Source organism: Pseudoselenomonas ruminis (genome assembly GCF_008271295.1).
In the GTDB taxonomy this organism is placed as follows: Bacteria; Bacillota; Negativicutes; order Selenomonadales; family Selenomonadaceae; genus Selenomonas_A; species Selenomonas_A ruminis.
Map to the genome: position 1 here is coordinate 1 of NZ_VTOY01000020.1, position 25076 is coordinate 25076.

At 51.0% G+C, this 25076-nt stretch carries 21 protein-coding genes; 4 read left to right on the forward strand and 17 right to left on the reverse strand.

Annotation, left to right across the window (positions count from 1 at the left end; translation table 11 throughout):
• From FZ040_RS12940 to FZ040_RS12950, 3 genes are all read right to left on the reverse strand, one after another.
• Positions 1-1633 (reverse strand): flagellin N-terminal helical domain-containing protein (locus tag FZ040_RS12940; protein ID WP_187620349.1); only part of this gene is annotated, 1633 nt, incomplete at its 3' end.
• Positions 1634-1680: 47 nt separating this feature from the next.
• A complete protein-coding gene (locus FZ040_RS12945; protein ID WP_149172384.1) occupies positions 1681-3663 on the reverse strand; it encodes a flagellin N-terminal helical domain-containing protein in 1983 nt (660 codons plus the stop codon).
• Between the two features lie 28 nt (positions 3664-3691).
• Positions 3692-3967: a helix-turn-helix domain-containing protein gene (locus FZ040_RS12950; protein WP_149172385.1), complete on the reverse strand. Its 276-nt coding sequence runs from the start codon at positions 3965-3967 to the stop codon at positions 3692-3694.
• Positions 3968-4202: 235 nt separating this feature from the next.
• Here FZ040_RS12950 and FZ040_RS12955 point away from each other — a divergent pair, with 235 nt between their 5' ends.
• Positions 4203-4586 carry a helix-turn-helix domain-containing protein gene (locus tag FZ040_RS12955; RefSeq protein WP_149172386.1) on the forward strand — a complete coding sequence of 128 codons (384 nt, stop codon included), beginning with the start codon at positions 4203-4205 and terminating at the stop codon, positions 4584-4586.
• A gap of 262 nt (positions 4587-4848) precedes the next feature.
• On the opposite strand, the gene FZ040_RS12960 is transcribed toward FZ040_RS12955, so the two are convergent.
• From FZ040_RS12960 to mnmA, 9 genes are all read right to left on the reverse strand, one after another.
• Positions 4849-6735 carry a type I glutamate--ammonia ligase gene (locus tag FZ040_RS12960; protein WP_149172415.1) on the reverse strand — a complete coding sequence of 629 codons (1887 nt, stop codon included), beginning with the start codon at positions 6733-6735 and terminating at the stop codon, positions 4849-4851.
• Between the two features lie 185 nt (positions 6736-6920).
• On the reverse strand, positions 6921-8564 hold the full coding sequence (locus FZ040_RS12965) for a hypothetical protein (protein WP_149172387.1): 1644 nt from the start codon (positions 8562-8564) through the stop codon (positions 6921-6923).
• A 10-nt stretch (positions 8565-8574) separates the two neighbouring features.
• The gene (locus FZ040_RS12970) at positions 8575-9321 is read right to left on the reverse strand and encodes an ABC transporter permease (protein ID WP_149172388.1); all 747 of its coding nucleotides are present in this window, start codon (positions 9319-9321) and stop codon (positions 8575-8577) included.
• Positions 9318-10073, reverse strand: coding sequence for an ABC transporter ATP-binding protein (locus FZ040_RS12975; RefSeq protein ID WP_149172389.1), 756 nt, complete (start codon positions 10071-10073; stop codon positions 9318-9320). The genes FZ040_RS12970 and FZ040_RS12975 overlap by 4 nt, the downstream gene beginning before the upstream one ends.
• Positions 10074-10097: 24 nt before the next feature.
• A complete protein-coding gene (locus tag FZ040_RS12980) occupies positions 10098-11045 on the reverse strand; it encodes an ABC transporter substrate-binding protein (protein ID WP_255448897.1) in 948 nt (315 codons plus the stop codon).
• A 33-nt stretch (positions 11046-11078) separates the two neighbouring features.
• Positions 11079-11924, reverse strand: a complete 846-nt coding sequence (locus FZ040_RS12985) for a coiled-coil domain-containing protein (RefSeq protein WP_149172390.1) — start codon at positions 11922-11924, stop codon at positions 11079-11081.
• 11 nt (positions 11925-11935) lie between these two features.
• Entirely contained in the window at positions 11936-12352 is a 417-nt protein-coding gene (locus FZ040_RS12990) for a DUF3783 domain-containing protein (RefSeq protein WP_149172391.1), read from the reverse strand.
• Between the two features lie 16 nt (positions 12353-12368).
• Positions 12369-13175, reverse strand: a complete 807-nt coding sequence (locus FZ040_RS12995; protein ID WP_149172392.1) for an NYN domain-containing protein — start codon at positions 13173-13175, stop codon at positions 12369-12371.
• 80 nt (positions 13176-13255) lie between these two features.
• On the reverse strand, positions 13256-14350 hold the full coding sequence (gene mnmA, locus FZ040_RS13000; protein ID WP_149172393.1) for a tRNA 2-thiouridine(34) synthase MnmA: 1095 nt from the start codon (positions 14348-14350) through the stop codon (positions 13256-13258).
• 176 nt (positions 14351-14526) lie between these two features.
• On the opposite strand from mnmA, the gene FZ040_RS13005 reads away from it, so the two are divergent.
• Positions 14527-15840: a tRNA(Met) cytidine acetate ligase gene (locus FZ040_RS13005; RefSeq protein WP_149172394.1), complete on the forward strand. Its 1314-nt coding sequence runs from the start codon at positions 14527-14529 to the stop codon at positions 15838-15840.
• 440 nt (positions 15841-16280) lie between these two features.
• On the opposite strand, the gene FZ040_RS13010 is transcribed toward FZ040_RS13005, so the two are convergent.
• Positions 16281-17171, reverse strand: coding sequence for a diacylglycerol/lipid kinase family protein (locus tag FZ040_RS13010; RefSeq protein WP_149172395.1), 891 nt, complete (start codon positions 17169-17171; stop codon positions 16281-16283).
• A 52-nt stretch (positions 17172-17223) separates the two neighbouring features.
• Entirely contained in the window at positions 17224-18891 is a 1668-nt protein-coding gene (locus FZ040_RS13015; protein ID WP_149172396.1) for a putative polysaccharide biosynthesis protein, read from the reverse strand.
• Between the two features lie 161 nt (positions 18892-19052).
• On the opposite strand from FZ040_RS13015, the gene FZ040_RS13020 reads away from it, so the two are divergent.
• Entirely contained in the window at positions 19053-19820 is a 768-nt protein-coding gene (locus tag FZ040_RS13020; protein ID WP_149172397.1) for a DUF4931 domain-containing protein, read from the forward strand.
• A gap of 61 nt (positions 19821-19881) precedes the next feature.
• On the opposite strand, the gene FZ040_RS13025 is transcribed toward FZ040_RS13020, so the two are convergent.
• Positions 19882-21507 (reverse strand): peptide chain release factor 3, encoded by a 1626-nt coding sequence (locus tag FZ040_RS13025; RefSeq protein ID WP_149172398.1) that lies wholly within the window; start codon positions 21505-21507, stop codon positions 19882-19884.
• Positions 21508-21627: 120 nt separating this feature from the next.
• Between FZ040_RS13025 and FZ040_RS13030 the strand changes: the two genes are divergently transcribed.
• The gene (locus FZ040_RS13030; RefSeq protein WP_149172399.1) at positions 21628-23646 is read left to right on the forward strand and encodes a molybdopterin-dependent oxidoreductase; all 2019 of its coding nucleotides are present in this window, start codon (positions 21628-21630) and stop codon (positions 23644-23646) included.
• A gap of 69 nt (positions 23647-23715) precedes the next feature.
• Here FZ040_RS13030 and FZ040_RS13035 read toward each other — a convergent pair whose 3' ends face one another.
• Positions 23716-24468 carry an exodeoxyribonuclease III gene (locus tag FZ040_RS13035; RefSeq protein ID WP_149172400.1) on the reverse strand — a complete coding sequence of 251 codons (753 nt, stop codon included), beginning with the start codon at positions 24466-24468 and terminating at the stop codon, positions 23716-23718.
• Positions 24469-24482: 14 nt separating this feature from the next.
• The gene (gene lepB, locus FZ040_RS13040) at positions 24483-25004 is read right to left on the reverse strand and encodes a signal peptidase I (RefSeq protein WP_149172401.1); all 522 of its coding nucleotides are present in this window, start codon (positions 25002-25004) and stop codon (positions 24483-24485) included.
• Positions 25005-25076: the final 72 nt, after the last annotated feature.

The following is a 25076-nucleotide window of genomic DNA, read 5'->3' on the forward strand; positions in this document are numbered from 1 at the left end:
CTGGCGGGTCCGGCTCTGGCGGGTCCGGCTCTGGCGGGTCCGGCTCTGGCAAAGTTTCTATTTTTCCTATTGTGCCACTCATCCCAATAACTCCATTCGTTATAACCTTACGAACTTCCCCAGCACCTTGCCCGTTGAGCATTTTTAACGCATAAGTAGAACCATATTTTACTACGAACATCCCTCTTCCTCCAGGCAATGTTATAGCTGTATCCTCAGCCAAATCATCTATATTATAATAATTCTTATAATGTTCTTCCCACGGCTGTTGAGCATCTTTCAATCCATTCATCAACGCAGTTCCTAAATCATCTGCTGAATTAGCTCCTTTTATCCCTATTATATATGCACTGTAACATAGCGATTTGTATGATTTTTCTAGCTCTTTTTCATTTTGCACGGGGTCAATACTAATAGGAGTTCCCTCTCTAGGACTATCTGATGATAATAAAATCCCTTCGCCCATATCTAAAGTTGCATCAAATATGATACTTGTTATATAACCATCATATGTTTTTGCATAGCTTTTTCTTGTTATCGAAAATCCTTGTCCATGAAAATCATCTGGAATCTTAGCTTTTTTTCCATTTAATTCCGCATTTGCAAAATCTATTTCTACTCCTGTATATCTGTTTGATGCATTTTCACTGCTCATTGCAACAGTACTATTATTTGCTTCCGCAATTATTTTTCCTGTACCAATTTCTTCTTTTATTACAGCTGAATAATATTCCGCGCTTCCAAATGTAGAGACAGTAGTTACTTCCGTACCAATAGGAGGTATCTTTCTATACTGCTTATTAATTTTATAAAGAGGTTTATCTGCAAAAGGATACTCCGTCTCTGTCTTAGAATATATATTATATTTCCCATTTAAGTCCTTAGTAACATATTTATAGTACGGCGGAGAATATCCTTCTATTCCACCAAATCCAGCATCTTTTGTTATCCCGACAGCTTCCGGAAATAGTCCTGTAATTTCATTTTCTTTATATTTACTAGCACTACCATCAAATACCAAATTCGTAACATCCCCCTCAACTATCGAGGATACGTTCTTTGCGCTATTACTCTCAAACGTAATTTTCGATTTACTTAATTGTGGCATTCCCCATACAACGTTAAAATTTTTTGATTGAGTTTTGTCTAATTTTATCGAATTCATTAAACTGCTCAATCCAGATATTTCTTCGTATTCTTTGTACCAATACCTTCCATCCATCAATATTTTCCCATTATAGTTAGTTGTAGCCGCGATATTGTCTATCCCTGCCATACGCGAAGCAAATTCTTTTTGCAATACTGCTCTATCTACCTCACTGTTATGGTCGTTAGCAGAATCTATGGCCATAGCCTTCATATCACGCAATTCATCAATGATATCTTGCATTCCCTTTTCGGCAATCTTAACCAAATCAATCCCCTTTTTTGCATTTTCTATATCCTGCCCCAATGAACGTATCATCACTCGCATTTTTTCTGAAACCGAATACTCTGCTGCACCATCCCCAGCACCATTGATTTTCATCCCATTGGCTACTTTTTTCAAATCTTTCGATAATTTATTAGAGTTTTTATCGTTTTCATGCAAAGCCATTACAGCGGCTGTGTCATGTCTAACTACCATAGCCATATAAATCACCGATCCTTTATAAACAGATAAACAACCATATATTATTTTTACTGTAATAAATTAAGCACTAACCCTCTATTGTGGTTGGCTTGCGCCAGTATTGCCTTAGATGTTTGCGTTAAGATATTATCCTTGACGTAATTCATCATAGATTTTGCCATATCAGCATCGCGAATAACACTTTCCGCACTAGTTATATTTTCTTCGGCTGTGGTATTGTTATCTATGGTGTATTGGAGTTTTGTCTGATATGCTCCCATACGGGTTAATTCGTTCAGTGCGTAATCCAATGCCTCATCTAACTTTCCCATCGCCTTTCTAGCTTCTTCTATGGGGTCAATTACCACATCCTGTAACCCCATAGCTTTGGTGTGCATATCATTGATATACACCCGCAAATGTTGATTCTGCTTAGGTCCATAGTGGATAATCAGCGGATTACCCTCAAATCGCTTGCTCCTACGCTCATATTGTGGATTTGGCTCTGGCGGGTCCGGCTCTGGCGGGTCCGGCTCTGGCGGGTCCGGCTCTGGCGGGTCCGGCTCTGGCGGGTCCGGATTAGGTGCTTGCGCCTCTTCTTCTCCACCTCCACTTAATGCACCAATTCCTCCATTATAAATCACCATCGGCTGGTCTTTCTTTAAAAAACTATATGTCCCTTTTTCTATATCATGATAAAGCATTACAGAATGTATTTTTGATATTAATAGTGTGTCATTTAACTGATATTCCATGCCTGCAGCGTCATTAGCTGCTTTTATTCCCTTGAAAATATTTTCCAAAACATCCGCTTCTGCACAATCATCAGTACCAAGCCCAATAGCGTAAACATATGAATTTTTTATCTTTTTTCCATTTATTCCCTCATCTGTTTTATACATGATTCCCGTCCCTGCTGGCCTGCCAGTTTCCAATTTTATCCCAATATATTGCTCGCATTCTTTGCACATAATCGTGATACTTTGATTATTTAAATCTGATGGGAATTTCAAAGCTTTACCATTTATGTTTGCATTGCTAAAATCCAACTCCGCTTGATATCTTTTTTCGCCATATGATACATCAGAATAATCCATGGTAATTATACTTGCATCATCATAGGTTTTTCCATAAAAAACGCATGGGGTATATGTATTATCCTTATTTTTTACATATACAGTCTGCCCATCCTGTGGCATATTATTTGCCGTATATTCTTTTATACTCCCATTCTCAACTTTTTGATATATAGGTGGTAAAAAATTTCCTTGAATAACATTTGGCATCTCTAATTTTTTATATTCACGAGGAAACTTCTTAGTTTTATCATACTCATTTGGCATATATCCATCAAGATAACCATAGTCCAACAAAAAAGCTTTTCCCGTCGGTGATGTTGGAAACATATTTTCAATCGCATTTTCAGTCGGTGGCGTCTTTGGATTTAATTTTGCCTGCTCTTTCGAAGTATTTTCTAGGAAAAGTTTCGACCTCACAAGCTGTGGCATCCCCCATACTGTATTTAGATTTTTCGTATTTATCAACAGATTGGAATTTCTAGTCTTATTAGACTGATTCATACCACTATTACTTCCTGACAACATCTCGTCATATTCCTTGTACCAATACCTCCCATCCATCAATATTTTCCCGTTGTAATTAGTTGTAGCCGCGATATTGTCTATTCCTGCCATACGTGATGCAAATTCTTTTTGCAATACTGCTCTATCTACTTCACTGTTATGGTCGTTAGCAGAATCTATGGCCATAGCCTTCATATCTCGCAATTCGTCAATGATATCTTGCATTCCCGTTTCGGCAATCTTGACCAAATCAATCCCTTTTTTGGCATTTTCTATATCTTGCCCCAACGAACGTATCATCACTCGCATTTTCTCTGAAATCGAATACTCTGCTGCACCGTCCCCAGCGCCACTGATTTTCATCCCATTAGCTGCTTTTTTCAAATCTTTCGATAATTTATTAGAATTTTTTTTGCTTTCACGAAGCGCATGCATGGCCGCCCCACTATTCATTATCACCATAGACATAAACGGTCACCAACCTTCCCACAACATATTACATATCGGGATATAGTTTGTAGTTCCACATACTCTTTTCTAATACCGTGAACGTCGTTAGCAGTGATGGATCTATTTCCAGCCCCTCCGCTATATCGAGCAACATGGCAATAGATATATTCTCGCCGTACTTCCCCCGTTCGATTCGGCTCAGAGTACTTTGGCTGATATGAATCTTTTCTGCCAACTGGCTTTGCTCCATACCGTACAATGTGCGATAATATGCGATTTTAGCTCCGATTTGCCGATAAAAAATATCCCGACGAATCCCCACAGCGTTCACCTCTTTACAACTTACTTATTATAATTATCGCATTTATTGGTTTATTTGTTTCGCATATATACGCCGTATTATAGCAAATATATTCATAATACCTCAGATAGTGATTTTGGGTATTATTATTTATATTATAGTGCTTTTCAATTATTAACACAAGATATTCTTTTCCTTTAATATTGCTTTTCACTATATTTTTTTTTATACTCTTGTATAGAGAGGTGAAAAATATATGAGCATTGGTAACCGACTAAAGAAACTCCGCAAAGAACTAGGTATGAATCAAACTGACTTTGGAGCACGCCTCAACCTTAGCCAAACTACTATCGGCCAATATGAAAAAGAAACACGCCCTATTACAGAGCGTGTCATTTCTCAACTTACAGCTGAATATAATATAAACGAAGAATACCTGCGCCATGGCACAGGCGAAATGTTTGTCAACCATCGTTCCAATATTGTAGCAGAATTAGCTGACAAACTGCTCTTATCAGAACGAGAACAGCAACTCTTGCTAGCCTACTCCACGTTTCCCATCGAGAAACGCCAATTATTTCTTGATTTTGCCTGCGATTTTTTCCACAAATTACAAGAACCAAACCATCCAGAACGATAGTCATTTTTCTTGATGATTATCTTACAAAACTACAGAAGAACCTCTATTTCTTGAATACGAAATTATAAATACGCCATTGTTGTGTTTATGAATAAACCGCCTGACAAGTCAAATGATGTAATGACCAATCAGGCGGTTTTCTATACGTCAACCAGCAGTCGCTTTTTCAGCTAGAAGTGAAGCTCGTTTTCTTTCTCCCAGCATCATAACAAAATAAGAGACCACCCACAAAGGATGGTCTCGTCTTACCGATAGGAACCTATCAAATCATATTCTTGGAATAGGAATCGTAGAGTGCTTTGAGCTCCTCGACCTTGTCGTACATCTCGACCTGCAGGCCCGATGCCGTTGCATAGTCGCCTTCGTTGAGGGCGTTGATGAGCAGCGTGAACAGCGATTTCTCGTCGATGCTGTCTTTTGCCAGATAGGTGCGGATGCCGTTGATCTTGTTCCAGTTGTAGGAATCCTGATCCGTGACGAAATCGGATTTGATTTCACGGGCCTTGCGGACGATGTCGCGGTTCTCCGGGATGATGCGGGAAATGAGCTCGGTCTTCCAGCGAATCAGCGCACCATCGCGGAACGCATTGATGATCTGGTCGTTGAGTGCGCCGCCGCTCGTGATGACAGCTTTCTTCTCAGCATAGGTCTCGAAGTTCTGCATGTTCTCCCAAACCGTAGCCGGCGGAGCACCAAACAGGCGGTCACGCTCTTCTTCGGTGTAGTCTTCGAAGACATCCTTCTCGGAACGGTATGCGCGGTCTTTCTCGAGGTAGAAACCTTCTTCGCCAGCTTCCTTGGAAAGCTCAGCCAGAAGCTCTGCCGTCGTGTGTTTAACAGCAACCTTGATACCATCGAGGCATGCGGAGTAAATGGCAGCGAGAACGAGGTACGTATTCGTGTACGGGTTGCAAGCGCGGAGCTCGAAACGCGTAGCATACGGGTTACCGAGGTCGCGGATAAGGCCGGCCAGGATCGTACGGTTACGGGACGGCTGATCCGGTTTGTGGCCCAGCGACGTGACGATGCAGACCGGAGCCTCGAAGCCCGGTTTGAGGCGGTTCAGCGAGTCATTCGTAGCCGAAACGAACGGGTTGATGCTCTCATAGTTCTTGAGCAGGCCCATGATGGCACCATAGCCCACCGAGCTCATGAAGTCTTTGAGCTGATCGTCCGCCGTGAACAGGTTGTGGAGCTTGCCGTCTTTCGTGATGGCAGCCATGCCGATGTGCGTATGCTCACCGTTACCAGCCAGGCCAATCATCGGTTTCGCCTTGAAGCTGACCTCGAGGCCCATGGAGCGGAATACTTCCTTGACGACCGTGCGGACGAAGATTTCGTTATCGGCAGCCTGCAGGGCATCGGCAAAGCGCCAGTCAATCTCGAGCTGCTCGCAGACATGCGTCATATGACCATTTTCGTCAATCTGTGCCTTAAGGCCGCCGACCTCTTTGTGACCCATCTCCACGCTGAAACCGTATTTGTCGAGCTCAAGCAGGCAGTTTTCCATAGCCGTGCGGACTGCACCATGCGTACGCTCCCAATACTGCTCCTGCATGACCTGCGAAGCGGACATCTCTTCGATAGCTGCTTCCTCAAGCGGCGTCTTGACCCAGAACTCAAGCTCCGTAGCCGACGTAAACGAAATATCGACAACGTCGTTGCCATCGATGCTCTCAAGACCGGACATCTTCGGATTCTCTTTGAAGAGTTTCAGCAGCTCGTTCTTGACGTATTCCATCGAGTCAGCGAGCACAGCACGCGAGTCAACGCGTTTGCCCTCATGTACGAGGAAGGACGGGATGCGCAGCGTGCCGACTGGCTTGCCCGTTTCATCATCGTAGTATTCCATGTTGTAGTCAACGAACCAGTTAACGGATGGGTCAATCGGCATATCGACTTTTGCGTTATTCAGCGTAGCGATACCCGTGAGCACAACGGAAGAACCATCGGTCTGTACGGCCGTGCCGGCATAGAAATCATCGATATCTTTGAGGAAAATGCGGACCGGAATCTTTTCATCCGTGTCGTTGCCAGCCATGTCGACGCCGACGAGCGAAACGAATTTGATTTCGGGATGCGACTTGACGAGCTCAAGTACTTCTTCTTTGCTGGAGTTTGCCGGGATTACATAGAGTAAATCTTCCATCATGTACCATCCTTTTCATAAATCATTACATACGAAAAAGCCATACAGAATAATCCGCCAGACGCAAACGTCCGCAGGTCATATCCTGTATGGCTCCATTGCCATAAGCTATTTACTTACAGGAGTTATCTTAGCACAGCCAAAATAGTTTGTAAAGGTCTATTTTTTGTATACATGATAACTTCCTAACGGGCATTTACCAGCTGGCGCTGGACCCGGCTTTGCAGTTCAGCTTCAAAATCAACACTGCTCTGCCCAAATATCTGACGGAAGGCCTTTTGCGCATCGCCCGTAGTACGCACAGCTTCGGCCCAACGTATCAGCGATGGCCAGCCACGGCGGCTCACGAGCTCAGCCGTCGCATATTCCGCCATAACCGAGGCCGTATCATCCGAATAACTCTGCGAGACCTGACGGAAGCCATCGGCCGTACTCATCTGCGCAAGCTGCGGCAAACGTCCGGCCTTGCGCAGTGAATCGAGCCAGGCCCGCTGGTACTGCGGCAGGGTTCCGAGTCCTTTCTCACCGAGGCGCGCTACGCCCATGAGGTAACCGGACCCGCGCATGAGCCACTCAACACTGCGTTCCGGCTGGCCCATGCGTTGTCCAAGCATCACGCGCATCAGCATAACCCCGACCGTAAAACTCTGCTGGCGGTCGGACTCAATCTGCGAGGCATTTAACAGGACCGTACTGCCATTTTCAATCCAGAGGCTTGAGGCTGCCAATTCCTTGGCCTTATCCTCGGGGATGCTGCAATACGTCTTGACGGCTTCGGCCAAGTCGTCCTGGTTATTGGCCAGCACAATCTGGTATTCGCCGTGCAGCTGCTGCCCCAGCCGGCTTTGGAACATCGTCTGCACCGCCTTGGTCTCGGCTTCGAGCGAACGGGCCAACGCCTGGCTCACGCCCTCACGCGCCTCGATATGGAGGACGGCCGGCTTTGTCTGTTCTTCTTTCCACCAGCGGTCAAACTGCCGCAAGAAATCCTCGAGGCTGATGCCAAAGGTGTTCTGGAAGGCCGCTTCGCCCTGCTTGACTTCCTTTAGCTGACGGAAATACTGCGCGAGCTTTTCGCCCTCATGTCCTTTGGCCCGGGTTGTCAGCAAATACCAGGTCATAAGGTCTGACATCTGATAGGAATGAAGGTCTTTTCCCATCAAGGCCTTACGCTGCTCGAGCGTATTGTGCTGCAGGCTCTGCGGCGAGACTGTGCGCGGTGCGCCCATCAGCTCGGCCTTGACATCGAGAATCCACTTTTGCATGGACTTGCCGCCAAGCCTTGCGGCCAAATCGGCGCCCACATAATCGGCCGAGCCTTCCTCGAGCCAAAACAGTGCCTGTTCATCGGTATCATTGCCATCGCTGAGCTCGTACTGCACCTGATGGAAAAGCTCATGCGCCGTGGTGCTGATGCGGTCACTGCTGCTATTCATGACACCGGCCTTGCCATTGATGGCCGTAACGGCCTTCTTGCCACCGGTCCAGCCCCCCGAAATATCGGCAATCGTCTTGGCCTCCTCAGGCGGCAAATTAAATTCCCGCTCGAGAATCTTTTGATAGTCCGCCTCGGTTCCGCCCACATATACTTTGACATTGCGCTGAAGCCTGATGCCCATGACCTGTTCCATCGTCCGGTTAAACGCGTCCGTAGCCTCACGGACATCTTTCATCATCGCATCATCCGGCTGGCCTTCGGCGATGATTTTTATCGAACCATCGCCCTTCTCCCGGCCAAAGGGAAAGAAGTCACTGCGGCCGCTAAGGCCCGCAACGCCAATCGCTGCCAGCACTGCGAGCAAAACGACAAGACATCCCAGTTTTTTCACGGCCACCACCTCACTTTTGCCAACGGCAGGTCATATATTCGAGCAAGTCCAGAATGCCAAAGAGCAGCAGCCCCAGCAGACTCAGCACGACGATGCCTGCATACATCTCCAAATAATTTACGCGCAGCCACGCATCCATGATGTAATACCCCATGCCATACTGCGTGCCAAAGGTTTCAGTAAAGAATAACACCGAAATAGCCGTAGCCATGGCCACGCGGATTGCCGTCAAAAACTTCGGCAGCGACGCTGGGAAAATCACATGGCGAAAAAGCTGCCAGAACGACGCTCCAAGCGAATAGAGCGGATAATACGTCTCCTCGGGAATCGCCCGGATTCCATCACGCAGGGCAATGACCACCTGAAAGACGATGATCAAAAAAATCATCAGGATCTTTGACCATTCCCCCACGCCTGCGAGCAGCATCAAAATCGGCAGCAGGGCGATTTTCGGAATCGGATAGGTTAAATACACGAGCGGCGCCAAGAATCGGTCGGCCTTTTTGCAATAGCCCATGGCAAGTCCGAGCGGATAGCCGATGAGCACCGCCAGTCCCAGCCCCGCGGCAATACGCCACAAACTGTACGCACTGTGGATGGCGATGGCGTGGACAAATACGTGGCCAAGTTTTGCCAGCACCTTATCCGGTGTGGGGATAATCGGCAGCTCCACGAGCAGTGCCACGCCCCACCACAGCAGGAGCAAAAAGAGTGCCCCCAGCGCATAAGAGCGCAATACCTGCTTGCTGTTTCTCATGACCTGCCCCCCATTTCGCGGATTTTTTCCCGCAGGCTTTGCCCCATGGCAAAGAACTCCGGCTGCTGGCGCTCAGCGGCATTACCGGCCAGCGGGTTTTCAATTATTTCCTGCACGAAGCCGGGATTCGCTGACATCAGGGCAATCCGCTGCCCGAGATACAAGGCTTCTTCGACGTAGTGGGTCACGAGCATCGTCGTGATGTGGTTTTCCTGCCAGAGGGAGAGGAATACCTCCTGCATCTCCTCACGCGTAATCGCATCAAGCGCCGAAAACGGCTCATCCATCAGCAGGATGTCCGGGCGCAGCAAAAATGCCCGCGCGAGTCCCACGCGCTGCTGCTGGCCACCGCTTAACTCATGGGGATAGCGCTTCTCAAGCCCCGCGATTCCGAGCCGTGCACAAAGCGCCTTTGTCCGCGCGGCTAAATCCTTCGCTTTTTCCCCTTTAATCCGGCAGCCGAGGCAAATGTTTTCGCCAACCGTTTTCCAGGGCAGCAGACCGTAATTCTGCGGCATAAATCCGATTTTCATTTTCTGCGGATTCACGGGACGACCGCCAATCCGCACCGTTCCCTGATAGTTTTTTATCAGGCCCGCCACCACTTTCATAAGCGTGGACTTGCCGCAGCCAGAAGGCCCTATAACGGCACAGACCGTCCCTTGCGGAACGGTCAGGCTGACATCATGAAGGGCAATCTGTTTTTTTCCATCGGCATCATACCCGACAGACAAATGCTCTACTTCAATCATAGTATTGATTCTCTTTCACTAAAATTATTTGCCAAACAAGTCAAGAACGATGTCCTTATAACTGTATGTCTCACGGATGAGATTCTTGCTGTTGAGCCAGGTAATGCAATCCACCACATCGCTCTCCTTCGGCAAAGCGGCTTCATGATACTTCGGCAGCTTCAAGGCGTCTTTCGCAGCCGGCGGGAATCCGCCTTTCTCGATGATAAGGTCAATATATTCGGAACGGTCCGCCTGATTCAAATAAGCCACGGCCTTGTTGTAGGCACGGTACATGGCCTGAATCTCGGCCTTCTTGCTATCCGCCGCCTTGGCCGTAAACATGATGACGCCCGGATTGATGCCGAGTTCATCGGAGCCCGTCACAAACTGACAGCCATTGTGAACGGCAATGCTGGCCATTGGTTCAGGCAGCGTTGCGGCTGCCAGCTTGCCATTTTGCAGCATCTCAAGACGCGTCGGAATCTGCGGGATGATGACCTTGTTGATGCTGTCCTCGGTCATGTTCTCCTTGGCCAGAATCTGGTCCGTCACGTATTCAATAATCGTGTTGCGCGATACTGATACGTCCTTACCCGCAAGGCTCTTGACATCTTTGATCCCCGACTCTTTGCTCGCAATCAATTTATAACTGCCATCGGTAAACGACGTAACCTTGACGTCAAAGCCGCCGGACTTAGCAAAAGCAACGGCCAGCATGTCTGAAACCGCGCCGTCGAGATTGCCGCTCTGAAGCGCCGAATCCCGATCCATAGCGCTCTTGTACTGCTGGAGATTTACCTCAAGCCCTTCTTCTTTAAAGTAGCCTTTTTCCTGTGCAATGATAAACGGCACCGAATCGGTATCCGGCATCAGGCCAATCGTAATCGGCTGCAAGTCCTTCTTGCCGCTGGCGGCATCTTTCGAGGTACCGCAGCCAGTGGCAACCGCCAGCGACAGCACCGCCAGCATAATCGCAAATAATTTTTTCAAAGGTTATGCCTTCTTTCTCGTAGTTTGTGACAATCAGCGCGACAGCCAGCCTTCCAAAAGGCCGGCACCAACCTTTGCATAATGGATTGCCTGATTGATAACGCCTTTATTTTCCTCATAAGCAGCCGCAGCCTTGTCCTTTAACTGGCCGGCTTCGGCTTTCATCGATTCCACCGAATCCAGCTTGGCATTGACCTCGTCGAGCATGCGCTGGGCGTCTTCGATGGATTTTCCCACATCGGCGGCCGCCGTATCATTCTGAGCACTCTGCTGTTTGTTCTGCTCAACCTTTTGGTTGCGATCCGCTTCCTTGCCCGTCACCTTATCGATAATCTTGCCAATCGTCGAAGTCGGCGCGCTGTCGCCGAGCTGTTCGTTGCGGCCCTTGGCCCGGCTCGACTGCTCCTCTAACTGGCGCTGGCGCTCCTGCAATTCCTTCTTCTGTTTCTCCAGTTCCGCCCGGCGCGCCTTGAGGTCCGTCTCCTGCTCGGCAATCTTCTTTTCCTTGTCCTTCATCTGCTGCTCCTGCACCTGACGGGCATGCTGGGCATCGGACTTATCCTGATTGTAACCGGCAATCATAAAACCGATGAGCAGCGCGGCGGCAAAACCACCGCCGAGCAGCAGCGCCCGCTTGCGCTTCGGCGTCAGGAATTTTTTCTTTTCCTGCTCCGCTTCTGGCTTTTTGCCATCCGGTGATAACTCGCGCACCTTGCCAGCAGCCTGGCCAGCTTTCGGGAACGGCGGCTTGATGCCCAAATCATCCCCTACGGCAGGCAATTCCTGCGTATCGGAAAGTTTTGGCGCTTTCCCTTTTTTCAGCGCCGCCATATCCTCAGGTTTCATATATTGTGTTTTTTCCAGGTCTTCGTTTTTCATATTGCTTGTTCTTACTCCGTTTTCTGTTTTTCCTTTTCCTGTTGCTGGACCATAACGGCATGTTCCTTCTGCATTGTCTCGCAGAGGCGGCGCAGGGTCCACAACGTATTGAACGGCGTCACTACCGATTTGTACTGCACTTTCGATACACCGGCCTTCCGCAGGGCGATTAGCACTTCATCCAGCCGCTTGTTGCGGATGTTCTGCAGGACCATCACCTCATGGGGAAAGACAAAATCGTCATCGGCATCGGGTTTGCCCGCGGCCTTGAACCCCTTCATCCCCAACAGATACCCGACCTTTTGTGTCCAGGCATCGACCGGAATCACCTTTGAAACAATATTCATGCGGCTCAGCACCTTACGGGCCAGCTGTAATTTTTCCATATCGCGGAATTGATAGAATAAAACCTGTTCTTGTCGTTTCATCCAAAGTGCTCCTTCGTCAGCGGGCAAGGCCCCTCATAATCAGATACGTAACGAGTTCATCCAGGGATACCCCTTCTTCCTGCTTGCGCTCCTCAAGCGACTTGCGCAGGCTCTTGGGCAGTTTGACGGTCATCGTGCCATCGGCCAGCGGCAATTCTTTCGCAGCTGGTTTGGCCTCTGCCGCTTGGGGGGCAGAGGCTTTTTTCTTCGGCGCCTTCTTCGTAGGCTCAGCCTTTGCCACTGCCGGTTCCAAAACCTTAGCCTTGTCACTTTTCTTTTTCGTGCCCTTGGCTGGTTTTACCGATTTTGTTTTCTTTTCCTCAGCTGGCGTATCCTTTTTCTTTTCCGGCTTCTTTTCGGCCTTTTTGACGGGCTTCTTTTTCTCCTCAGGCGGATAGACCATAAACTCATTATAGGCGTTCCGCAAGGTTTCGCTTGCCTGCTTGGTTCCCACGCCGATGATATACGACGGCGTTTTCGAGTTCAAGAGCTCGGCGATGCGGACAAAGTCCGAATCCGTCGTGATGATAAAGAACTTGCGGACGCCCTCCTGATAGAGAAGCGCCGCCGAATCGTAAATCGCGGAATCCAGCGAATTCTTGCCCTGATAGGTGCGGCTTATCTGACGGAACGTAAAGCCCGGACGGCGCATGAGTTTTTCCCAGCGCTTCTGCTCCGGGTGCGCTTCCCAGTCCGATACAACGATGGTCCGGCAGGGCTGGAAACGCCTTGCCTTGCCCAGCGTGTAATTGAGCATCTCAAACGGTGCATTTTCGATATCGTATAGTATTGCTACAGTTTCATTACTCGAATCGAGTGTCATACAATCCTTCTTTCGAATTTTCCTGCCTCAACTTAGTCACAAATGTATGTATTCGACTTGTCCGTTAAAAATCCTGCTTTTCAGCCGATAGTACGGCAGGCCTCTTCGATAACGCCGCCGCCGACTACAGTATCTCCCTCGTAGAACACCACTGACTGTCCCGGCGTCACTGCCCGCTGCGGCTCGTCGAAGTCAACCTGCAGGCGGCCATCTTCGCGCAGGGAGAGGCTGGCCATGCTCTCGTTTTTGCCATAACGGATTTTGGCCGCATAACGGCAAGGCTCCGTAAATTCATCAAAGGCAATCCAGTTGAGGTCGCCGGCAACGAGCCCCTCGGCATAAACATCATTTGCCCCGCCGACGATAACCTGATTGTGCTTCATGTCAAGCTCCGTGACATAGAGCGGCTCAGGCGCAGCAATGCCAAGCCCCTTGCGCTGGCCAATCGTATAGAGCGGTACGCCCTCGTGACGGCCGAGCACCTTACCCGTGCGGTCGACGATATTGCCCGGTTTGAGGCAGGCAGGATTCTTGTCGCGCAGGTAGGCCTTGTAATCATCGTGCGGCACAAAGCAGATTTCCTGGCTGTCGGGCTTATGCGCCACCGGCAGGTTGAATTTTTCGGCCAGCTCGCGCGTATGCACCTTCGTCATGCCACCGAGCGGCAGCATAAAATGACGCAGGGTCTTCTGATTCAGATGGTAGAGCGCATAGGACTGATCCTTATGGACGTCGATGCCCTTCTTGAGCACATAACGGCCATTTTCCTCCTGCTCGATACGCGCATAATGGCCCGTAGCCAGGAACTCAGCGCCCAGCTCCAGCGTCTTATCGAGCAACAGCCCGAACTTCATATAGCGGTTGCAGGCAATGCACGGATTCGGCGTCCAGCCCTTGGCATAGTCCGCGAGAAAATAATCGATGACGTCGCGCTGGAACGCCTCTTTGAAGTTGACCGTATAATGCGGAATGCCGATGGTCTCGGCCACACGGCGGGCATCATCGACGCTCGCGAGGCTGCAGCAGCCGCGGTCGTTGCAGTCAAAGTCGCGGCTCTCCTCGGAAAGCCGCATCGTGATGCCAATGACATCATAACCCTGCTCGACGAGCAAAGCCGCCGTAAGCGAACTGTCGACGCCGCCGCTCATTGCTACAACTACTTTTTTCTTTTCCATTTATTTCAATCTCCTATCGAATCGCAATCGAACGTACAAAATTTCATTTACCCCTTAGTATACCATATTTGCGCCAACCACCAAAGTGCCATAGTCACATAGACGAATCCCAAGCAAAATGATACACTTATAACAAATCATTGCGGCAGACACTGAGCCGCCAGAAAGGACCCGCCATGCATATTACCGGAATCATCGCCGAATACAATCCCTTCCATAACGGACATCAATATCAGCTTGAACAAATCCGTAAAAATCATCCGGATACGATTATCGCAGCGGTGATGAGCGGCAGTTTCCTGCAGCGCGGAACGGCAGCCCTGCTCGACAAATGGACGCGGGCGGAACTTGCCGTAAAGGGCGGCTGCGACGTCGTCTTTGAACTGCCCTTTGCCTTCGCCTGCCGCAGTGCGCAGGATTTTGCCCGCGGCGGCGTGCAGCTGCTCGCAAGACTTGGCGTCATCGACACGCTCGCCTTTGGCGCCGAATGTTCATCGCTTACAACATTAACGGCGATTGCAACGGCCATCGACTCGCCCGCCGTGCAAACGCAGCTGCACGAGCGCATAAGCGCTGGCGCCTCCTATGCACAAGCGCTCACAGAACTTACCGCCAGTGAAGCCCGGATAGATGCCTCGCTTCTGCACACGCCCAACAACATTCTCGCCATCGAGTACCTGCGCGCACTGAAAAAAACGCCCGCCATCGAACCGCTGCTGATTCCCCGGGCAGGCGCCAGCTACCATAACATCAACATCGCCGCCCCTCACGCCAGCGCCTCGGCCATCCGCCAACTGCTGTCTAAAGCCGCTAAAGCATCACATGCCGCAGGCGGCAAACTGCTCCTGCCTCAGCTCACTGCCTACGACAGTAAAGCCTTGCAAGAAGCCCTGCCAGCCGCAGGCTTTGCCGCCATCCGTCAGCTAAACGCTTCCGAACTGCCAAATCTCGACCGCCTGCTCGTACCACTGCAAGCCCTTATGCTGCGCACAGACAACACAGCATTGCAAGAAATCGCCGGCATCAACGAAGGCCTTGAAAACCGCTTGCGCGACTGCCTGCAAACAACCAGAACCTACAACGAAGTCTTGACTGCCGCCACGACCAAACGCTATCCCAAAAGCCGCATCGCCCGCACGCTTATCCACCTGCTGCTCGGCCTCACGCAAACACAACTGGCATCCATGGACGACGCCGGCCCGCTCTACGCGCGCATCCTCGCCTGCGGCCCACGCGGCCGCGACTTGCTCAAACGCATAAAAAAAGCGGAAACACTTCCGCTCATCACCAAAACCAGTGCCTTCTTGACCAGCTCCCAACGCGTCCAAGGCCCAGTCACCTTATCCCCCTTGCAGCAACAGCTCGCCCTCGACACCATGGCCACCGACCTGCGTCAGCTGACCCTACCGCAAGCCACCCAAAAACGCAACGACTTCCAGCAATCCCCTCGATTTTTTACCTCCAATCCGCCAGCCGACAAGACAACTTGACAAGTCAAAGCAGGCAGGTATTGAAAAAAAACGGCAAAACCGCTATAATAGAACTAGAAAAAAGACCACCGATAGACGGATTATTCCCTCGCTCGATGGTTTATATCTAAAGTTCTTTAGAAATAACCGCCCGAGGTAGGAAATCGGCGGTTATTTCTTTTTTACCTCTATAATGAGGAGCAGGAGAAGCAGAAGCTTCAGCGTGTCCGCATCTATCGGTAACACCTCCACTTCGGGGTGGCCAATCGACCACGCTTACGCTTGGCCTTAAAGCACCTTTCTGCGAGGGTGTACGTTACAAATAATCCGCCTACCGTATCTGGTGGCCTGGCAGGATACTCCTGCCAAAGGTATTATAGCATGTATATTCCATAAGAACAATAACAACGCCAAGCGGGCGACTGACATTTGATTGTCAACCGCACGCTTGGCGTTGTTATTTATCCTTGTACGTCACAATACACAGCGATAGCCTGTGGTACTGTCTCGATGGTCAGCGGCAGCATAGGGCCGATTTCGCCATCGAGGTCACTCTGCAAAGGTTCTGTCGATTCAATGCGGAAGTTTTCTGCCTGAATGTGCAGTACCTTATCTTTCTCCGATACCGGCTTGCCGGCAATGAGGTCTGCCGTTACAGCCATCAGCGACGGGATGCCGCATTTGCGAATAGCCAGCAAATCGAGCTTGCCATCGGTAACCGAAACATCTTTGGCCACATTTTTCATGCTGCCAACGACGGCACTGTTGATGACGACAAACAGAAAAGCCTCGAGTTCATGCAGCACGCCATCAGCTTCGATTTTAAGCGGAACGGCATGGAATTTCGGAATCTCGCCCAAACCTTTGATATAGTAGGCCATCTTTCCCATGGCATTTTTGAGCCGCGCATCGACTTCATGCGCAATCCCCGTCATCATACCAGCACTGGCCACATTGATGAAGTAATCTTCGCCGACTTTGCCCAGGTCCATACGGCAGGATTTGCCAGCAGCGATGATGTCGAAATACTTCTCCATATCCTCATTGATTTTGAGGTACGTGGCAAAATCGTTGGACGTGCCGCTGCCAATGATGCCCAGCGGCAGGTCAATGCCGTTTTTCACCATCAGATTGACGCATTCATGAACCGTACCGTCGCCACCAGCTGCCAGCACACCCTCGGGCTGAGTCTCGCGGACAAAATCGACAAACTCCTCATTGCCTTCTTTTTTCGTCCGATACATGAGCAACAGAATGTTGCGGCGCTGAAAGGCCTCCACCATACTGTCGATCTTATTTTTAAAGGCGGCATGGCCGGATACCGGATTATAGAAAAGGACCAGCTTTTTCAATGTTTCTCCTCCTATAAAAAACGAGCAGGTTGGTACTGCTCGTTTCAACGAATCAATTTGCGGTGGTCTTAAAGACACCGATGCGGCGCAGGAACTTGATGCCAATTCGTCCGAGCATCGGCATGCGCTCAAGGTCGTCTTCGCGCAAGCCGCCAATCAGCAGCATGACCGCGATATAGACCGCACAGCCAAAGAACACGGCACCGAACGTCGAGATGACGCCAATCTGCCACCAGGCCATCGTCCAATCATAGAAGAAGTAGACCGCTGCTGCCATGACCGCCGACGCGATGACAGTCTTCAAGAGCTGCGGAATCTCCATGCGGTAGCCGATGAACTTGTAGATGAAAATCAGATTGATGATAGCGGCCACACCCATATCGGCCGCCGTCGCCCAGGCAGCACCCATGATGCCGAGCCAAGGGATTGCCGTGAGTTCCCAGTTCAGGACGACTTTAGCCACAGCGGCCAAAATCATATTAACCATCGGAATCGTCGGATGGCCAAGGCCCTGCAGGATACCCGTCGATACCTGATGCAGGCCCAGGAGAATAATGCTGACTGCCGAAATCATGACGGCAGGGCCAGCGCCCGGCGCGTTGTAAATCAGCGACGAAATCGGCGTCGCCAGGACAAACACGATGACAAAAGCCGGGAAGCAGACAAAATTCGAGATGCGGACCGAAGCCGCCGTCTGGTTGTAGACGCGCTTCATATCCTTTAACGCCCGCGCCTCCGAAATTGCCGGCACGATGCTCATGGCCATCGAAGCCGTAATGATGCACGAGAGATTGACGAGCGGCACAGCCATACCCGTGAGATAACCGAAGAGCTCCGTCGCCTCATTGACACTGTAGCCAGCGACTTCCAAGCGCTGCGGGACAATCATGAGGTCGAGATTCGAGACAACCGGCAGCATGATGCTGGCCGCCGAAACTGGCAGCGACAGCTTGAAAATGCGCTTGATAATGTCCCAGGCCGGTTCGCATTCCTTGCCCGGCAGCGGCTGCAAGTCGTTGCCATAGTCGCGTTCAATGTCGCGGTCGAGCTTCCAGTGGAAGTAGACGAGCACCATAAGACCGGTCACCGCGCCCGCCAAAGCGCCGAGCGACGCACCAGCCGAAGCGTAGTCGAGGCCCCATGGCAACAGCAGTTCTGCCAAGAGAATCATTGTGATGACGCGGAAAATCTGCTCGACAATCTGCGAGACCGCCGTCGGCGTCATGCGCTGCCAGCCCTGCAAATATCCGCGCGAGCTAGCAAGCAGCGTAACGAAAAATACCGTCGGCGCCAAAACCACAATCGACTTATAGGCACGCGGGTCGCGCACGAACTGCCAATCGATCAGCCAGTCGGCCGCAAAATAGGTCAAGAACGAGAACACGAGGCCCGTCACGAGCATCAGTGCCATGGAGATATGGAACACGCGCCGCGCGCCGAAAATGTCCTTTAAGGCCACCTTCTCTGCCGTAATAATCGAGATAGCGACTGGCACACCGGCCTGCGACACCGTCATGGCAAAGAAATAAATCGGGAAGGCCATCTGGTAAAGACCGATACCTTCACCGCCAAGGATTCGGGACACAAAAATCCAATTCAAGGAGCCGATAACCTTGACGACAAATCCGGCAACGGTCAGGATAAACGTTCCCTTGAGGAACGATTCGCCCTTGCTGGATTTCTTTTCTTCTTTTACTTCCTGGTTACTAATTGGAAACACCGCCTATGTACAAAGGCATACTGCACCTGGCAGCATGCCCGTTTTGCAAAATTTCGCCAATATCGTTATAATATTGGTACGTAACATATGAATTATATCATTTATAGCCTTGGTATGCCACATTTTTTTATGGCAGCAGCCGAAAACGGCAAGGAGCAATCATGAATCACAACCTGCTTGAATTTGATATGACGGTGGGACGGCAAAAGCCCGAAACCATCGTCCACACCGGCAATCACTGCCCATTCTGCGACCGCGAAAAACTCGAAAACATCATCGACAGCGAAGGTTCTATCGTACTGCTCCGCAACAAATACAACGTGCTGAAAGGCACCGACCAGTTCGTGCTGATTGAAGGCGATGCCTGCCAGAGCGATATGCCTGAATACCAGGCTGAGCACATGCGAAAGCTCGTCCGCTTCGGCCTTCATCACTGGCAAAAACTGCTCGCCTGCGGCCGTTACGAGGACGTCCTCTTCTTTAAAAACTTCGGCCCACTGTCTGGCGGCACAATCCGCCACCCGCACATGCAGCTAATCGGCCTCACTGCCCCTACGGAAAAAATTTCGGTACGCCCCGAGGAATTTGACGGCCCCGTCATCTATGCCAAAAACGGTGTAACAATGACCGTTTCCGACCAGCCGCGCATTGGCTTTTGGGAATTCAATCTGATTGACCGCCAGCTTACTGAAGACTCACTTGACACTTTGGCCGATTACCTGCAAATCGGCACGGATTATCTCACCCATCACTTCCACAAGCGCTGCAACAGCTATAACATTTTCTTCTATCATCACGAGGAAACCATCTACGTCAAACTCATGCCGCGGTTTGCCACGCCGCCCGTATTCGTCGGCTACGGCATCCGCGTGCGCCCCACCAACTACGAAAATATCGTAAACGAATTTCATACACTTTACGGAAACTAAAAGAAGTTCCAGCCATTTGCCTTCGCAAGCGGCTGGAACTCTTTTGTTTCCCAGACTTAGCTTATGCTTCTTTCTTGTCAAACGGAACGTGGTTAAGCACGAGGTCCGGATTGTTGTCCGTAATCCAGCCGATTGCCCACTCGTTGTTGAGCAAGAGTACCGGATTCTGGTTGCGGTCATAGACAAACATGCCGCGGTCCGCGCCCTTGAGCTCTGCCGGCGTCACTTCACGGCCATCTTCGAAGGCCATCCAGCGGGCGACCTCGAACGGCTGCATGTTCATTTCGATATCGACGTTGTACTCGTTCTTGAGACGGTACTCCAGCACCTCAAACTGCAGCGTACCGACCGTGCCGACGATGTAGGACTCGGTGCCCGCACCAGCCTGCTGGAAGAGCTGGATAGCGCCCTCCTGCGTGAGCTGCTCGATGCCCTTGACGAACTGCTTGCGCTTCATCGTGTCTTTTGCCTGCACGCGCGCGAATTTTTCAGGCGGGAATACCGGGAAGTCCGCATACTTGAACTTGTGGCTGGCATCGCAGACCGTATCGCCAATGCCGAAGACGCCCGGGTCAAACAAGCCGATGATGTCGCCCGGATAAGCCGTGTCGACGATCTGGCGGTCCTGGGCGAGAAACTGCTGCGGCTGCGCGAGCTTCAGCATCTTGCCCGTGCGCTCATGCCAGACTTCCATATTGCGCTCGAACTTGCCCGAGCAGATGCGGATGAAGGCCAGACGGTCGCGATGGGCCGGGTTCATGTTGGCCTGAATCTTGAAGACAAAGCCCGAGAACTTCTCATCGCTGGCCGGAATCATGCCCTCGGAGGACTTGCGCGGCTGCGGAATCGGCGCCATGCGGATATAGCCCTCGAGGAAGTCCTGCACACCAAAGTTCGTCATGGCCGAACCAAAGAACATCGGCGTGAGCTCACCGGCATTGACAAGCTCCATGTCAAACTCCTCGCCGGCTTCATTCAAGAGCTCCAAGTCTTCCTGCAATGCTTCCCAGACGTCTTCGCCAACGCGCTCGATAACTGCCGGGTCATCGGGTTCGTAGACATCGGCAATGCGCGCTTCCTGGCCGTGCGTCGTATCTTCGGCAAACAGCAGCACTTTGTCGTTGCGGCGGTCATAAACGCCCATGTACTGGCCGTCCTGACCGATTGGCCAGTTCATCGGATACGAACGGATGCCCAGCACGTTTTCAATTTCGTCCATGAGGTCGATTGGCGCCTTGCCATAGTGGTCGAGCTTGTTGACGAAGGTAAAAATCGGAATGTTGCGCTGTTTGCAGACCTTGAACAGCTTTTTCGTCTGGGCCTCGACACCCTTGGCGACATCGATAACCATGACGGCACTGTCGACGGCCATCAGCGTACGATACGTATCCTCCGAAAAGTCCTGATGACCCGGCGTATCGAGGATGTTGATGCGGCAGCCATCGTAATCAAACTGCAAGACCGACGACGTGACCGAGATACCACGCTGTTTCTCGATTTCCATCCAGTCCGATACCGCATGACGCTGCGTCTTGCGGCTCTTGATGGAGCCGGCCAGATGAATGGCACCACCGTAGAGCAAGAGTTTCTCCGTAAGCGTCGTCTTACCAGCATCCGGGTGGGAGATGATGGCAAAGGTGCGGCGCTTTTCTATTTCTTTATTGAGTTCTTCACTTAATGCTGACAAAGTAAATCCTCCCATTTGCAAATAACACTAATTTACATATTATCACAAGGACTATTATCATCGCAATAATTAATTTCTTGTCGTATAATAGAAGATAACGAACACAATGGAGGTGTCCTCATGGAAATCAAAAAATCTGCCTGCCCTTACGACTGTCCCGATTGCTGCGGGCTGCTTGTCTATACCGAAGGCGATAAAGTCGTCCAAGTAAAAGGCGACCCTGGCCATAGCTACACGCGCGGCACGCTCTGTCCCAAGATGGCGCGCTACGAGCGCACGGTGCACTCCCCCGCGCGCCTTACGACACCGCTAAAGCGCATTGGCCCCAAAGGCAGTGGCGAATTTGCACCGATCAGCTGGGATACCGCCATTGCAACGATTGCGAGCCAGTGGAAGGAGATTATCCGTAAGTATGGCGCTGAGGCCATCCTGCCCTACTCTTACGCTGGCACCATGGGGACAATTCAATACAGCGCCGGCCACAGTTTTTTCTATCAGCTCGGTGCCACGAGCCTTGACCGCACCATCTGCGCGCCGGCAAAGTCACGCGGCTACCGCGATGTCATGGGTGGCACCCTGCCGACTGCGCCGCAGGAGGCTGCCAACAGCGATTTCATCATTCTTTGGAGCATCAGCATGCTCGCCACCGACATTCACTTCCGCCACGACGTCGACCTTGCGCGCCAGAACGGCGCGCAAGTCTGGTGCATCGATACCTACGAAACACCGACGGCCCGCTACGCCGACCACTTCACAAGCATTAAGCCCGGCACCGATGGCGCACTGGCCCTTGGCCTTATGCACGTCTTGAATCGCGACGGCCTTATCGACGAAACATTTATCACGCAATATGTCGAGGGTTGGGAGGAACTGCGCGATACTTTTTTGCCGCGCTATACGCCCGCAGCTGTTTCCTCCATCACCGAGGTTCCCGCTGCGGCAATCGAAGAACTTGCCCATGCCTTTGGCCGCGCCCGCGCGCCGTTTATCCGTCTCGGCAGCGGCCAGTCGCGCTATGGCAACGGTGCGATGACCTCGCGGCTCATCACCTGCCTGCCCGCCATCACCGGTGCCTATGCCCATGTTGGCGGCGGTCTTTTGACCTCGGCCTCCGGCAGTCATGCCTTCGACAAGAGCATCATCCGCCGCCCGGAAAAAGAAAAAAAAGGCGTCCGTCATATCAATATGATAAAACTCGGCCAGGTGCTCACTGATGAAACGCTTGCACCGCCCATCAAGAGCCTCTACGTCTATTCATCAAATCCCGCCTGCACAGCTCCCGAGCAGGCACTTGTCGCACAAGGACTATCGCGCGACGACCTCTTTACTGTCGTTCACGAGCGCTTTATGACCGACACGGCTCGCTATGCCGACATCATCCTGCCCGCGACGACTTCGCTTGAACACGACGACATCTACTATTCTTACGGACACTATACCGTCCAACGCGGCAACGCCGCCATTCCGCCCATCGGCCAAAGCAAATCCAACTGGCAGGTCTTTTCACTGCTGGCCAAAGCCATGAACATTGACGATGAATTTTTCCAGCAGAGTGAACCGGACTTAATTGAAAAATTTATCGCCAGCACTGACACCACCTGGCCGCTGCCTGTCGACAAAGCAAAACTTGAAAGTGGCGAGCCAGTCGACTTGCCGCTGCCCGATAATTACAAACTCGATTTTAAAACGCCGTCGGGCAAAATCGAAATCAAAAATTCCGCTATCGAGCCAGCCCTGCCCGACTACCGTCCCCCCCATTATGCCAACGACACCGAAACATTCCTGCTCATCAATTCGCCTGACCCGCGCATCCTTGACAGTTCCTTCAACGAGCGCCCCGAGCTCACGCGCGGCCACATCATGGAGCTTATGATGCACCCCGACGATGCCAACCGCCTGGGACTTTGCGAGGGCGATATAGTAGCAGCCAGCAACACGCAAGGCCGTGCGCAGTTTACGCTAACCCTATCGGCGCGCACCCAGCCGGGCCGCGTCGTCAGCGAAGGCGTCTGGTGGAACACACTGACAAAAACCGGCAACACCAACCAGCTGACCCACGCGCGCACCACCGACAAGGATGCAGGCAGTACCTTCTACGATGTCAAAGTCAATATTACCAAATTGACCGGTCAAATCTGACATGTCAGCATTTGACAAGTCAAAAACGGCAGCAGCAATCCTAGCCTGAGATTGCTGCTGCCGTTTGTTTTATTTGAGCTCTAAGCCCACCGGGCAATGGTCACTGCCAAATATTTCGTTATGAATCGTCGCGTCGGCGATGCGCTCTTGGAGACGCTTGGACGTCACGAAGTAGTCGATGCGCCAGCCCGCATTCGTATCGCGCGCCTTGCGCAGGTACGACCACCAAGTGTAGATGCCCGTCTGCTCTGGATAAAGCGTGCGGAACGTATCGATAAAGCCCGCGTCCAAAAGCTCGGTGAATTTTCCGCGCTCTTCATCGGTAAAGCCCGCATTGTGATGATTTGTCTTCGGATTCTTGAGGTCAATCTCCGTATGGGCGACGTTGAGGTCGCCGCAGACGATAACCGGCTTCTTGCTATCAAGCTCAAGCAGGTAAGCGCGGAAGGCGTCTTCCCATTCCATGCGGTAGGCCAGCCGCTCAAGCTCGCGCTTGGAGTTTGGCGTATAGACCGTCACGAAGTAGAACTCGGGAAACTCCAGCGTGATGACACGCCCCTCGTGATCGTGCTCCTCAATGCCGAGGCCATAGCGAACCGAAAGCGGCTCGATGCGCGTAAACACCGCCGTTCCCGAATAGCCCTTCTTTTCGGCACTGTTCCAGTACTGCTTATAGCCCGGCAAATCGAGGATTGCCTGGTCCGGCTGCATCTTCGTTTCCTGCAAGCAGAATACATCGGCATTTAACTTACAGAATGACTCCATAAACCCTTTTTTAAGGCAGGCCCGCAGGCCGTTGACATTCCAAGAAATAAATTTCATCGGCTCACCCTCTATCACGGAAGTGCCTTGAACGAATCCAGTGGCCAGAACACGAGCATTGCCTTGCCCTTGATGAGGTCAAGCGGTACAAAGCCAACATCGGCAAAGCGGCTGTCCTCCGAATTGTTGCGGTTATCGCCCATAACGAAAATCGTCCCCTTCGGTACCGTGGACTTCGGGTATTCGCTCTTCGTCTTCTCAAGGATATAGTCCTCATTGAGCAGCTGGTCATTGACAAATACACGTCCATCCTTGATTTCCACCGTGTCGCCTGCCGTAGCAATAACACGTTTGATGAAATCACGCTTCGGGTCGCGCGGATACTGGAATACCAGGATTTCGCCTTTCTGCGGCTCACGGAACTGATAGATGAATTTATTGACTACGAGGCGCTCCTGAGACTGCAAGGTTGGCCGCATAGACGGACCATCAACGATATAAAGCTCGACGACAAACTGACGGATGATAAACGCCAGCACGACAGCCACGACAATCGAAACAATCCAATCTTTAGCCTCTTCTCCTAATGAACTCATTACAGTATCCTCCTCATAATAAATTTCAAACAAATAGGGACTGCTAAAAAGCAGTCCCTACCGTTACGCCAA